Here is a 12998-nt window from a genome sequence, read left to right as displayed (position 1 = left end):
ACAATGAAGGGTGGCGTCATCGCACGGCCGCCGCCTGCGCGGCGAGCAGCGCCTCGATTTCGGCCGCATGCGGCATCGACGGCGCCGTGCCCGCGCGCGTCACCGAGATGCCGGCGAGCGCGCAGCCGAATCGAACCGCCTCGACGGGCTCGGCCCCCCGCGCGAGCGCGGCCGCGAAGCCTCCCGTGAAACCATCCCCCGCGCCCGCCGTTTCCACGACGGCACCGCAGCGGTACGCCGGCACGAGCAGCGACGCCTCGCGCGAATGGTAAAGCGCGCCGGCTTCGCCGAGCGTGACGATCACCGTCCCTACGCCCTTGCCCAGCAGGACATCGGCCGCGCGGCGCGCATCGTCGGCGGTGCCGACCTCGATGCCGGTCAGCGCCGCCGCTTCGGTTTCGTTCGGCGTGAGGTAGTCGCACAGGGTGAAGATATCGTCGGACAGCGGCAACGCGGGCGCCGGATTGAGAACGGTGGTTACACCGTGCCGGCGTGCGAGCTCGAGGCCGCGGCGGGCCGCGGCGACGGGCTGCTCGAGCTGCGTCACGAAAACCTGCGCCGAGGCGATGTCGGCTTCGATGGCGTCGGCATCTCCGGCGTCCATGGCGCCGGCCGCACCGGACGCCACGATGATCGCGTTCGCGCCCGTGCCCTCTTCGACGAAGATATGCGCCGCCCCCGTGGCGAGACCGTCGGCGGCCCCGGTGCGGGCGACGATGCCCTCGGCGTTCCAGGTCGCACGCGCGATGTCGCCGAACGCATCATTACCGACGCGCGTGCAAAAAACGACGTCGGCCCCGGCGCGCGCCGCGGCGACGGCCTGGTTCGAACCCTTGCCGCCCGGCCCCATCGCGAACGCGGAGCCGGCAATCGTTTCACCGATGAGCGGCATGCGCCCCGCGCGAAACGCGAGGTCCGTCACATAGATGCCGAGGATGACGACGCGCCCGCTCATAGCGTGCGCTCCTTCGGGGCATCCGGCGCGAGAATCACGCCCTTCGTGAAGACGAAGCAGCCATAGCCGCGCGTCTCGCCCGTGGCGATCACGCAGTAAGCCTTGCGGGCACGCGCATAAAACGCATGGCGCTCGATCGACGCAAACGGCACCGGGCGGCCCTCGGCGGCGTCGACCTCGGCCTGAGCCTCTCGCTGCACGGCCGGCAGGGCCGATGGATCGCCGACCACTTCCATGCGCATAGCCGGCGCCTCGACGAAGGTATCGAGCGGCAGCACGGACAGCACCGCGCTCACGGCACGCGCCGAGTCCACGCCATCCATGCGCAGCAGCCGGCCGAGCGTCGTGTCGCGCGCCACGGCGTCGGCGGGAAAATTCGCATCGCAGACGACCACTTCGTCGCCATGCCCCATCGCGCGTAGCGCGTGCAGGACGTCGGCGTTCAAGAGCGGGTCCAGGTTCTTCAGCACGTTGTCTCCTCCGTTCTATGGGCTTGCCGTCGTGCGCTTCGGCCTTCGGTCAGGGTACGAGGCCTCAGTCGCCGTACGGAATCCAGATATTCTTGACTTGCGTCGCCTGACGCAAGAACGGCAAACCCTCGGTTGCCGTATCGAACCAGTCGAGCCGCCTGCCGTAGTCGACGAACGTACGCTTCAGGTTGCCGACCGAGGCACGCTCGACGAGCGCCGACTCCTCGGCGAGGCCGAAGCACCAGAGTGCGTCGACGTCGTCGTGGCTTGCCAGCGCCGGCAGCAGCGCGCTGCGCGCACCCGTCACGATATTGAGCACGCCGGCTGGCACGTCCGAGGTCTCGACGACCTGATAGAAATCCGTCGCCATCAGCGGACACGCCTCGCTCGGCAGCACCACCACCCGATTGCCGAGCGCGAGCGCCGGCGCGACGAGCGAAACGAATGCGGCGAGCGGCGCCTCGTCGGGGCAGGCGATGCCGATCACGCCCATCGGCTCGTGCATCGCGAGCGCCACGCCGCGCAGCGGCGGCGTGTGCACGGCGCCGTCGAACTTGTCGGCCCAGGCGGCATAAGTAAACAGGCGCGCGATCGCGGTCTCCACTTCACGGGCACCTTCCTCGAGGCTCGCGCCCGTGCGCCGCGCGAGTTGCCGCGCGAATTCGTCGGCGCGCGCGGCGAGATTCTCGGCGAGATAGTAAAGCACCTGTGCACGCCCATGGGCGCTCGTGCCCGACCATTTGACGGCATCGCGCGCGGCCGCGACGGCATCGCGAATGTCCTTGCGGTTGCCGTCGCCGACCTCGCCCACGCAACGGCCATCGGGAGCATGAACAGACCGCGTGTAACCACTATCGGGCCGGACTTGCTTGCCGCCTATGTAGAGCTTCGCGGTTCGGTCGATGCTTTCGACACCCGCGCTCGCACCCCCAACGTCCCCTTCGCCGCCCCCTTCGCCGCGCGCAGCCGATGCATCGTGCGCGACCGGCTGCCGCCTGCCCCGCAACGGTGCGTTGCCGAAGCCGGGCGGCTTCAGATATTCGTAGACGCCTTCGCGCCCGCCTTCGCGGCCGTAGCCCGACTCGCGATAGCCGCCGAAGCCGACTGCCGCGTCAAAAAGATTCGTCGCGTTGACCCAGACGACGCCGCAGGCGAGCCGCGGCGCGATATCGAGCGCGCGCCCGATCGTCTCGCTCCAGATGCTCGCCGCGAGCCCATAGCGCGTATCGTTGGCGAGCGCGACGGCCTCGTCGGGCGTGCGAAAGCTCATTGCCGCGAGCACCGGTCCGAAAATTTCCTCTTGCGCGAGCGTCGAAGCCGGCGCCACGCCCGTTGCGAGCGTCGGCGGATAGAACAGACCTTCGCGCGGCAAGGCGAGCCCGGGCGGCTGCCAGATCGTGCAGCCCTCGCGCCGGCCCGCCTCCACGAGCGCATCGATCCGCGCGAGTTGGACCGCGTCCACGACCGCACCCATGTCGATGCCCTTGTCGAGCGAAGGACCGACGCGCAGCGTCGCCATCCGGCGCTTGAGCTTGGCGATGAAGCGGGCTTCGATTCCCTCCTGCACGAGCAGACGCGACCCGGCGCAGCAGACTTGGCCCTGGTTGAACCAGATCGCGTCGACGACGCCCTCGACGGCGGCATCGAGATCGGCATCGTCGAAAACGATGAAGGGCGACTTACCGCCGAGCTCGAGCGTAAGCGACTTGCCCGAGCCGGCCGTGGCCTGACGAATGAGCCGGCCGACCTCGGTCGAACCGGTGAATGCGATCTTGTCGACGCCCGGGTGATCGACGAGCGCGGCGCCCGTGCGGCCGTCGCCCGTCACCACGTTGAGCACGCCGTGTGGCAGCCCCGCGCGCCGCGCCAGTTCGGCGAAAAGGAGCGCCGTGAGCGGCGTGTATTCCGCGGGCTTCAGCACGACGCAATTGCCGAGCGCGATCGCGGGGGCGATCTTCCACGCGAGCATCAGCAGCGGGAAGTTCCACGGGACGATCTGACCGATGACCCCGAGCGGCGACCATTGCCTGAACTCGCTTTCCTGCAACTGCGCCCAGCCCGCGTGATGCAGAAAGTGGCGTGCGACGAGCGGGATGTCGATGTCGCGCGTTTCGCGAATCGGCTTGCCGTTGTCGAGCGCCTCGAGCACGGCGAAAAGCCGGCTGTGGCGCTGCACCATGCGCGAGAGCGCGTAGAGATGCCGCGCACGCACCGCGCCGCCGGCCGCCTGCCAGCCCGGCTGCACGGCGCGCGCCGCGGCCACGGCGGCATCGACGTCGGCCGCGTCGCCTTGCGCTACGCGCGCGAGCATGTCGCCCGTGGCCGGCGCGTAAACCTCGAACGTCCCGCCCGAGGCCGGCGCACGCCATGCGCCGTCGACGAAATGCCCGAACACGGCACCATGCTGCGCGAGCCACTCGCGCGCGGGACCGTCGTCCTCGGGGGCGGGACCGTACTCCATCGAAGAAAAATATTCGGCAACGCTCATCGCTGGTGGGCTCGATCAGGCTACGGGATGACGGTTGAAGGCCGAGTATCGGCCGCTCACATGGTGCTCGAGCTGACGCTCGATATCGGCAAGCAGGCTCGATGCACCAATTCGGAAGAGCGCAGGCTCGAGCCATGCACGGCCGAGCTCCTCCTTCATGAGAATCTGATAGGCAAGCGCCGATTTGGCGGTCGAGACGCCGCCGGCCGGCTTGAAACCCACTTTGGCGCCCGTGCGCTCTCCGTACTCGCGGATCATGCGCGCCATGACGAGCGAAACGCCGAGCGTCGCATTGACGCTTTCCTTGCCAGTGGACGTCTTGATGAAATCGGCGCCGGCCATCATGCAGACCATCGATGCCTTGGCGACATTCGACAGCGTCCGGATATCGCCCGTGGCGAGAATCGCCTTCAGGTGCGCCGGGCCGCAGGCCGCGCGAAACTCGCGCACCTCGTCGTAAAGCGCTAGCCAGTCTCCGGTCAGCACATGCTCGCGGGTCACGACGATATCGATCTCCGCGGCGCCGTCAGCCACCGAGGCCTCGATCTCCTTGAGCTTGAGCGCATGCGGACTGAGCCCCGCCGGAAAGCCCGTGGAAACTGCCGCCACGGGAATGCCGCTGCCGCTGAGGGCATCCACCGCGGCCGCGACGAACCGGTGATAGACGCAGACGGCACCCGTCGCGATCGATGCGTCGCCGAGGCCGAGCGCCGCGAGGATGTCGTCACGCACGGGCCGGCGCGCCTTCGCGCAAAGGCGTCTCACACGGCCTTCGGTGTCGTCGCCGCTCAGCGTCGTGAGATCGATGCAGGTGATCGCTTTGAGGAGCCATGCTGCCTGCGCATCCTTCTTGACGGCGCGGCGCGTGCCGAGCGTGGCTGTGCGGCGCTCGACCGCCGACGCGTTCACGCGCAGCGTATCGAACCACGTGGCATCGAACGGCACGCCGGCGTTGCGGGATGCATACGCCAACGGGGCGCCGCGCAGCGCAACCACCGGCTGATGGGAAGCTTCGGACATAGGAATCGGCCACAAATGTGCGAAAGCACGACAAATGCTGAACGCTTGTTGGCAAACATCCTATACCGCCGATACGATCGTGACAATAGCTTGTTACGATCGTATCCACCCTCGGCATAACGTCGTGCCACGGGCGGGAGCGACATCCGGTCGACATCCGGTTGACCGGCAGGGCGTATTCGTCGGACGTGCGAGGCAAAGCCGCTCGCCAGTTAGAAGTGCTAGTACGTGGCCGGCGAGGCTGGTGCTATTGATGGGTAGCCGACGTGGGTAGCCCGACGTTCAACGCGGAGCGGGCCCGTAAGAGGCGCCTGCGCCACGGGAGTTCCGAATCATGAGCAGGCACGCAAACCTGAAACCGCCCAATAGCGAGAAGGGAACCAAGAGCCGGGGAATCCATAAAACGAGCAAACCGGCAGAACTGGATGCCCGGCGCCTCGCGAACGAACAAAGCGGTCAATGGGTGCGGCAATACCCTCGCCGCATTCGGCACGGCAGGCCGCCAGCCGCGGAGCCTCGCCAGCCCACGTTGCTCACCACTTTGATCCTCGCGATGCTCATCAGCGAGTACGTCGTCGAAGCTCAGCAGGAAATGAGCTTGCGACGGGGGCTCGGCATGACCTCGAGCGAGCCGGGGCCGAGAGAGGATGGCAAATCGAATAAAAGTGCTGCGGATGCGCAATCGGTTGCGCAAGCGGGGAGCCCCCCCGCCGCGGCAACGACCGGCGGCGTACCGAAGCCCCCGGCGAAATTCGCGAGATCAGCAACCACGGGTATGACCGCGGCGGAGTTCGAGCGCATGGCGTCCGGCGCGGCGGACGAAGCGGACGCCCTTCGCGCGGCTCGGATACCTCGCAATGCGCGGCACGATCTTCGGCCGGGCCCCGGCTCCCATCGCACCCGCCCGTTCCTGTCCGGCAGCGACCACTCTTTTCTGAACAAGGCCGCGAGCACGGTACCGACGAGGCGTCAACTCGGCAAGCAGTTGCTCCGCGAACGCGGTCTCGATCCGCACAAAATGTACACAGTCACAGACCGCTATCCAACGGGCGAGGACGTGCCCGGCGGCGGAGAGAGCCAAGTGGAGCACCAGATGGCGCTGATCGACATTTTGCTGGACGATCAGATCGTCAAAGCACCGGTCCTGTTCCGAACGAAGCCGGCCGAGCTGAACGATATGCCCGACCTGGATGCGCTCTTCGAGGCCGAATTCGATCTTCATGTCGAGGAAGCCGCGGTGTCGGCTTACCACGAGGCCTGGCACAAGCTGGCCGCAGCCGGGGTGCATCAGGCGGACAAGTCCACGATCTATTCGGTCTACGCCACCGACAAGCACGCACGCGAGATGACGAATATGCGCCAGGCGCTGGGGGTATTCGGGCGAGGCGATCCTGGTCAGCCGGGAACGTTGGGGCAAATCCTCGAAGTGGAAAACGGCGGCGCACGCCGCTTTTTCGCCATCGTTCCCGGCCATCGGGATATGGTCATTTCACTACCGTCCGACCCCGACGAACGTGACGATTGGCTCAAGCTCAACGCACGCCTCTTTTTCGGCGACAGTTTCCAGCGCGTGGCTTCGGAAACAGATATTTCGTTGAAGCCGTCCAAATCCAATATCGGCGTAAAAAAGGCCCTTCGTCGCAGCACTCACGAAATCATCGACGAGGCACTGAGTCCATTGGAAGCCTTGGCACGCGGCGAAACCGACCTCGAGCAGTTGATCCATCTGTTCCGAGACCTCACGATCCCGTTTTATGAAGTCATTCGGCAACTGAGGGAGGGAAACTACGGAACAGCCGTTGTTTACTTCGGGCTGGAATTGATTCCCTACGTGGGCGCCGCCGGCAAACGGATGGTGAAGGTGGTGAGCAAGGGGCGCAAAGCGTGGAACAAGTTCGGCGATGCCCGCAAACTCGTCTCTCAAGTCGACGACGCCGAGAACGTAAAACGCCTTCCGGGGCAACAGTCCCATAATCTGGCTCGAAACGCCGACGAGGTAAGCCATTCCGGCGGAAGGCACGAGGGGGGAATGCCGGACAAACCGAACGCGGGTGGCGCGGCGCCCCGGCATGACCCAAAGCCGGATGCGAGGAGAGGCGGTGATGGCGGGCATCGTCGCCCGCAACGACAGCAGCAACGACAGCAGGCGCGCGACGCCGGTGGCGATGAAATCCTCGATACGCCGAGCGAATCGGTGAGGACGTTCGCGGATGGCCCACCCGCGCCTCGCTCTCCTCAGGTGGAGCAGGACCTGACGGAAATAACCAACCTCATGAACAGCGACAGCGTGCTGCAGAGCCACCTCGCGGAGCCACGGGAGAAATGCGCGTACGTTGTCGGCCGTGTCGTGTCGCGACTCAGAAGCAAAGGCTACCAGACCCGCGTTCGGGGCATGTTCCTGTGGAGTTCGCCATCGCACGACGTGCGGTACAACATGCCGAATAATCATTTCGTCGTGCTGGCGAAGAAAGGCGACGGCCCTGAATACGCGGTGGACGTTACTGCCGGTCAATTTCAGAAATTCGGCATCGACAGTGCCATCATCGACACCGAAGAAGCGTGGGCGAGAAAGTACAGCGGCGCGACAAGCGCCGGCGTGATCAAGTACAAGGATTTCGACAACTACCGCCTCGCGAACGGAGAATTCGGCGTATGGCGAGCGGCTCTGCCCACGGACGATCTGGGCGAAGGCATCAGCCTGCTCGCGGCCCCAGCCTGGTATCGCAATCAGAAGCGCACCAACAGCGCGCAGCGGCTTGCGGGATCGAGCCGGCGGCTCAAAAGGCGGCGGTACCGGTTGGGCCGCAACCGCCACGGGGCGTCCTGAGACGGCGCACGGGGCGCCGCCCTCCGGGGCATGCCCGCTCCGACCTAGTTCCGCGTTACGTCGCGCAACCGATGCATGGCATCCCGCAGCGCGGGGTAAAGTTGCTTGTAAACCTCGAATTGACGCGTGTACACGGCACGGCGGCCCGCGTCGGGCTTCGCATGCGCGCGCAGCGTCACCCAGCCGCGGGCCGCCTCTTCCTCGCTCGCGAGCCCGGTGCCGATGGCCGCGAGCAGCGCCGCGCCAATCGCCGCCTCCACTTCCTGTTCGATCGTGAAAACCGGGTAGCCCGTCACATCGGCGATGATCTGCATCCACAAGTCAGAATGCGCCGCGCCGCCGACGACGATAAGCCGCTCGTCGAGCGAGCGCGCGCCGCGGCGGCCCGCTTCGATGTTGTGGGCGAGCGCGAAGGCCACGCCTTCGAGTACGGCTCTATACAGATGGGCCCGCGTATGCACGAGATTCAGGCCGACGAACGCGCCGCTCGCTTCGGCGTCCCAGATCGGGCTGCGTTCGCCCATCAGGTAAGGCAGGAATACCGCGCCGTCGCAGCCGGCCGGCACCTGCGCGGCCGCCTCTTCGAGCAGGCGGTGCGGATCGCCGTGCGCGAGGCCGCGCGCCGCCTCGATCTCGGCCTGGCAGAATTGATCGCGGTACCAGCTCACGCAGGCTCCCGCGCAGCTCGCGCCGCCGAACACATAGAGATCGCGGCGGCCGTTCACGACGTACGGCATGCTCACCAGCCCGTGGCGCGCATCGACGCTTTGATTGATATATCCCCAACACATGCTCGTGCCGATCATCGCCACATGCTGGCCGGCCCGGGTGACGCCGGCCGCGAGCGTCGCAATGGCCGCATCGACGCCGCCCGCGACGATCGGCATGCCGGCGGCAAGACCGAGTTCCGCCGCCCAGCGCTCAGCGAGCCCGCCCACGGTATCGGTGGATTCGACGAGCCGCTCGGGCATCATCGAGGCGGGGATGCCGAGCATGTCGAGCGTCTCGCGCGACCACGCGCGCGCCGCCACGTCGTACACTCCGCCGATATTGCCGGCCGAGCTGTGATCGACGGCAAGCTGGCCCGTGAGCCGATACGCGACCCAGGCGTTGGGCGGCACGAACCAGCGCGTTTTCGCCCAGACGTCCGGCCGGTGCTCGCGCAGCCACAGCATTTTCGTGAAGCCGTAGTAGCTGTCCACGCCATTGCCGGTGATCGCCTGTAACCGCTCGACGTCCACGTGCTGCCTCACCCACGCCACCTGATCGGTGGCGCGGCGGTCCATCCAGATCAGGCACGGATGAAGCGGCTCCATATCGTCGCCCACCGGGATGCCCGAACCGCCATACAGGCTGCTGATCGCGAGCGCCCGGATGGCGCCGGGCTCGATGCCGTGCTCGCATGCGGTGCGCGTGCACCCGGCAATGCACTCGAGCACGGCGTCGAACCACACGCTCGGCCACTGCTCCGCCCAAAGCGGCTTGGGCGTGTCGGGCCGGTATCCGCTCGCGTGCTGCGCGACGATGGCGCCGTTGCGGTCCGCGAGGACCGCCTTCGTGCTTTGCGTGCCGATGTCGATGCCGATGACGTAATCCATGCGGGCATGTCTCCAGGATTTTTGTATGAGTAGCCGGCGGGCGGCAGACCCGCGCCGGCGCACAAGCGCCCGCCCGCGATCGATGCCGCATGAACAGCATGAACAACCAAGTGCGTTTATAGGCCGAAACGCAGCACATGCGCAACCGGCCACGCGGGCTCAGGGCATCCGGCCCGCGCGGCCGGCGAGCATCACGCCGCTCACGACATCGAGAAAGTGATCGAGACCGGGCGTGGGCATCGCCGGGTCCTTGGCGGCATCGTCCCATAGCCGCAGCCGCACCGCCTCGACGGCGCAGGGGCGCGCCGCGAACGCCTCGGCCGCGGCCGCATCGAATACGCCGCCCTGCAACCCGAGGCTGCGCAGCGAATCGGCGGACAGGCGCTCGCGATAATGCTTGTCGATGGCGCACAGATAGCGCTTCGCATCCACATGCAGGCGAATCGGCTCGAGCACGCTGTCGGGCAGCAAAGGCCGCAGAAACGGCAACGCGAAGAACTGGTGAAGATCGTCGACGCCGCGCCCGCTCGGCGTATCGCCCTGCGGGTTCAGCAGATGACCCAGATCGTGCAGAAAGGCGGCCGCGACGAGCTCGGCCCTGGCCCCTTCCGCCTCGGCGAGCGTCGCGCTTTGCAGCGCATGCTGGCGCTGCGTGACGGCCTCGCCGCTATAGGCGATATCCCCGTGCTGCTCGAAAAGCGTCCGGATGTCGTCGAGTGTCAGAGCCATGGCATTGCTCCAGGGCGCGTGTCAGCGCCGGCGGGGGGCCGGCGCACGCGCCGCGATCAGGGTCAGCACGGCGAGCGACGCGACGAGCAGGATGAGCGACAGTGCCGAAGCGGGCAGATAGTAGCCGCGCTCGACCTGCCCGATCACGACGATCGGAACGGTTGCGAACCCCGGCGGGTAGACGGTCAGCGTCGCACCGAGCTCGCCGAGCGACAGTGCGAACCCGAGCGCGAGGCTCGCGCGCAGCGCGGGTACGAGCTGGGGCAGCACTACGCGGCGCAGCACCATCGCGGGCGGCGCTCCGAGGCTCGCAGCCGCTTCGCGCAGAATCGTCAGCTCGGGCCGCAACGCCGCGGCGGTGCAACGGTAGCAAAACGGCAACACCAGCGCGAGCTGGACAAGCACGACGATGGCGCCCGACCCCGAAAGGTCAAACGGCGCCTTGTGATACGCGATCAGCACCGCGAGCCCCAGCACGACGCTCGGCACGCCGTTGGGCATCATCGCGATCGCATCGGCGAGCGCCCCGAGGCCCTGCGCGCTACGGCGCTCGAGTACGAGTGCGAGCCATGATCCAAGTGCCGTGCCGAGCACGGCAACGCCGAAACCCACTTCGAGGCTCGTGGCCAGGGCCGCGAAATCGCTCGAGCCGAGCCGCTCGAACCAGCGCAGGCTGATGCCGTCGGGGAGGATCGAGCCCGACCAATGTGCCGCGACGCTCGACAGTGCGACGACGAAGAGGGGCAGCACGAAGAGCCACGCGCTCGCGAGCACCGCCGCCGCGAGCAGCAGGCGGCCGGCTACGCGCCGCATCGCGCGGCCGGCGGTGGGCGGCGTCATCGGCGCGCCCCTGGAAGACGGTCCACCCGGCGATTGACGCGCCGGTACAGACCAAAGAGCGCGAGCGACATCGTCAGCATGACGACCGCACCGGCGGCGGCCGTGGGCATGTCGAGGTCGACGGTCGCGGCGCTGTAGATGGCAACGGGCAGCGTCACCAGATGCGCGCTGCCGAGCACGAGCAAGATGCCGAACTCGTTGAGCGTCATCAGAAAGCAGAGGATCGTGCCGGCCGCGATGCCGGGCCAGGCAAGAGGCAAGATCACGCGGCAGGCGACCATCAGTCTGCCCGCGCCGAGGCTGCGCGCCGCTTCCACGAGACGCACGTCGATGAGCGAAAACGAGACGAGCGTGGGCCGAACGACGAACGGCGCATAGAAAACGACCTCGGCCAGAATCACGCCGCCCGCACCGAAAAGGAAATTGAGCGGCGGCGCATCGAGATGGAAGAGCCGTTGCAAAGCGATGCTCACCGAGCCTTGCGAGCCGTAGAGAAAAATCAGCGTGAAGGCGACGAGGAACGACGGGAAAGCGACGAACAGCTCGAGAAAGCGCGTAACGAGGCGTGCCCCGGGAAACGGGCGGAAAAACAGCAGCGCGGCGAGCGCGACGCCGAGCAGAGAAGCGATACCGGCGCTGGCGAAGAGAATTCCGAGAGTCGTCGCGACGACACCGCGGCTTTCCGGGTTCGAGAAAAATGCGAAGTAAGGATGCAGCGTGAAGCCGTGCGCATCGCTCAGGCTGAGCTGGACGAGCCGCGCGAGCGGGTAAACGACGAGCGGGCCCAGCACGAAAACCAGCAGGAACCAGAGCTGCCAGTCGGAGAGGCGGTCGGAGCGGCGGCCGGAAAGCCGACCGGCGAGCCGCTGGCCGCGGCGGCCCGCCTGGGTTTGCCCGGCCAGACCGGCGCCCTCGCCCGCGGGCATGGCGCGCGCCCGCGCGGCATCGCGCAATTCGAGCGGCGCCGGCTCAGAGGGAAACGAGCGGGACATGATCGGCCTCGTAGCGCAGCGAAATGCGCGCGCCTTTTTCCGGGACCATGCCCCGAGCGCGCTGCGTCGTGACGAGCACGGGCTCCTCGGGCATCGCATCGAGCACGACCGACACCGACAACGCGGCGCCGTACCAGTCGACGGCGGCGATCGTGCCGTGCAGATGGCCATCGCCAAGCGGCACGATCTGCAACTGCTCCGGGCGCAGGCAGGCGAGCCGCTCGCGCTCGCCATAGCGCGCGTCGCCGAGTGCGAACGCAACGCGCGGCGGGAGCAGATTGGCGGGGCCCAGATAGCGCGCGACGAATGCGTCGCGGGGTGCGTCGTAGAGCGACTGGGGCGTGCCCAACTGCGCGATGCGCCCCTCGCGCAGCAACAGCGTGCGATCCGAAAGCACGAGCGCGTCGTCCTGATCGTGCGTCACGCAAACGATCGTGAGCCCTGGCAGCCGCTCGTGCAGCGCCTTGAGTTCGGAGCGTACGGACGCGCGCAGATTGGCGTCGAGCGCGGAAAGCGGCTCATCGAGCAGCAGCACATCGGGCTCGATGACGAGCGCCCGCGCGAGCGCGACGCGCTGCTGCATGCCGCCCGACAGTTCGGCCGGCATGACGTGCCCCGCATCGCCGAGTTGCACGAGCATCAGTGCCTCGGTCACGCGGCGCGCGATCTCTGCCGTGCCGACGCGTCGCGCACGCAGGCCGAAGGCCACGTTTTCGAACACGCTCAGATGCGGAAAGAGCGCATAGCTCTGAAAGAGGAGCCCGAGATTGCGCTTGTGCGGCGCGACGCCCGTCATATCCCGCCCGCCGATGCGCAGCCGGCCCGCTGCCGCCCGCTCGTCCACGAACCCGGCGATGTAGCGCAGCAGCGTGGTCTTGCCGCACCCGCTGCGGCCGAGCACGGTCATGAATTCGCCGCGCCCGATCGAGAGCGAGAGGTCGTCGAGCACCGCTCGCTCGGCGAAGCGCACGCTCAGATGGGCGATGTCGACGCCCGCGGGCACCTGCGTGTCCGCCGGTTGCAGCGCCAGCGCCATGGTGTCGAAGGCGCGGCGTTCGGAATCGGCGAATACGTTCAAT

Annotated in this window: 10 protein-coding genes; 1 reads left to right on the top strand and 9 read right to left on the bottom strand. The window is 67.4% G+C overall.

Translation table 11 applies throughout. From position 1 onward, the window contains the following. Positions 1–16: 16 nt before the first annotated feature. From U0034_RS12860 to deoC, 4 genes are all read right to left on the bottom strand, one after another. Positions 17–955: a ribokinase gene (locus U0034_RS12860; protein ID WP_085227982.1), complete on the bottom strand. Its 939-nt coding sequence runs from the start codon at positions 953–955 to the stop codon at positions 17–19. Beyond that, the gene (locus U0034_RS12855) at positions 952–1425 is read right to left on the bottom strand and encodes an RbsD/FucU family protein (protein WP_085227981.1); all 474 of its coding nucleotides are present in this window, start codon (positions 1423–1425) and stop codon (positions 952–954) included. The genes U0034_RS12860 and U0034_RS12855 overlap by 4 nt, the downstream gene beginning before the upstream one ends. 64 nt (positions 1426–1489) lie before the next feature. Next, the gene (locus U0034_RS12850) at positions 1490–3913 is read right to left on the bottom strand and encodes an aldehyde dehydrogenase family protein (protein WP_085227980.1); all 2424 of its coding nucleotides are present in this window, start codon (positions 3911–3913) and stop codon (positions 1490–1492) included. A gap of 15 nt (positions 3914–3928) precedes the next feature. After that, complete coding sequence (deoC, locus tag U0034_RS12845; RefSeq protein ID WP_085227979.1) at positions 3929–4933, bottom strand: deoxyribose-phosphate aldolase; 1005 nt, start codon at positions 4931–4933, stop codon at positions 3929–3931. A gap of 334 nt (positions 4934–5267) precedes the next feature. Between deoC and U0034_RS12840 the strand changes: the two genes are divergently transcribed. Further along, on the top strand, positions 5268–7760 hold the full coding sequence (locus U0034_RS12840; RefSeq protein ID WP_085227978.1) for a hypothetical protein: 2493 nt from the start codon (positions 5268–5270) through the stop codon (positions 7758–7760). Positions 7761–7804: 44 nt separating this feature from the next. Here U0034_RS12840 and U0034_RS12835 read toward each other — a convergent pair whose 3' ends face one another. The 5 genes from U0034_RS12835 to U0034_RS12815 all read right to left on the bottom strand — a co-directional run bounded on the left by U0034_RS12835 (position 7805) and on the right by U0034_RS12815 (position 12955). Further along, positions 7805–9358 (bottom strand): FGGY-family carbohydrate kinase, encoded by a 1554-nt coding sequence (locus U0034_RS12835; protein WP_085227977.1) that lies wholly within the window; start codon positions 9356–9358, stop codon positions 7805–7807. Between the two features lie 159 nt (positions 9359–9517). Then, entirely contained in the window at positions 9518–10087 is a 570-nt protein-coding gene (locus U0034_RS12830; protein ID WP_085227976.1) for a phosphonate degradation HD-domain oxygenase, read from the bottom strand. A gap of 21 nt (positions 10088–10108) precedes the next feature. After that, on the bottom strand, positions 10109–10927 hold the full coding sequence (phnV, locus tag U0034_RS12825) for a 2-aminoethylphosphonate ABC transport system, membrane component PhnV (protein ID WP_085227975.1): 819 nt from the start codon (positions 10925–10927) through the stop codon (positions 10109–10111). Continuing rightward, the gene (locus U0034_RS12820; protein WP_085228118.1) at positions 10924–11853 is read right to left on the bottom strand and encodes a 2-aminoethylphosphonate ABC transporter permease subunit; all 930 of its coding nucleotides are present in this window, start codon (positions 11851–11853) and stop codon (positions 10924–10926) included. Before U0034_RS12820 ends, phnV begins: the two co-directional genes overlap by 4 nt. A 43-nt stretch (positions 11854–11896) precedes the next feature. After that, on the bottom strand, positions 11897–12955 hold the full coding sequence (locus U0034_RS12815) for an ATP-binding cassette domain-containing protein (protein ID WP_085228117.1): 1059 nt from the start codon (positions 12953–12955) through the stop codon (positions 11897–11899). Positions 12956–12998 lie beyond the last annotated feature (43 nt).

The organism is Trinickia caryophylli, assembly GCF_034424545.1.
Taxonomy (GTDB): domain Bacteria; phylum Pseudomonadota; class Gammaproteobacteria; order Burkholderiales; family Burkholderiaceae; genus Trinickia; species Trinickia caryophylli.
This window is presented reverse-complemented; position numbering and strand designations above follow the sequence as displayed.

Bases quoted from the DNA above. Each gene is read 5' to 3' on its own strand.
- U0034_RS12860 (WP_085227982.1), bottom strand. From the start codon at position 955: ATGAGCGGGCGCGTCGTCATCCTCGGCATCTATGTGACGGACCTCGCG.
- U0034_RS12850 (WP_085227980.1), bottom strand. From the start codon at position 3,913: ATGAGCGTTGCCGAATATTTTTCTTCGATGGAGTACGGTCCCGCCCCC.
- deoC (WP_085227979.1), bottom strand. From the start codon at position 4,933: ATGTCCGAAGCTTCCCATCAGCCGGTGGTTGCGCTGCGCGGCGCCCCG.
- U0034_RS12840 (WP_085227978.1), top strand. From the start codon at position 5,268: ATGAGCAGGCACGCAAACCTGAAACCGCCCAATAGCGAGAAGGGAACC.
- U0034_RS12835 (WP_085227977.1), bottom strand. From the start codon at position 9,358: ATGGATTACGTCATCGGCATCGACATCGGCACGCAAAGCACGAAGGCG.
- U0034_RS12830 (WP_085227976.1), bottom strand. From the start codon at position 10,087: ATGGCTCTGACACTCGACGACATCCGGACGCTTTTCGAGCAGCACGGG.
- phnV (WP_085227975.1), bottom strand. From the start codon at position 10,927: ATGACGCCGCCCACCGCCGGCCGCGCGATGCGGCGCGTAGCCGGCCGC.
- U0034_RS12820 (WP_085228118.1), bottom strand. From the start codon at position 11,853: ATGCCCGCGGGCGAGGGCGCCGGTCTGGCCGGGCAAACCCAGGCGGGC.
- U0034_RS12815 (WP_085228117.1), bottom strand. From the start codon at position 12,955: ATGGCGCTGGCGCTGCAACCGGCGGACACGCAGGTGCCCGCGGGCGTC.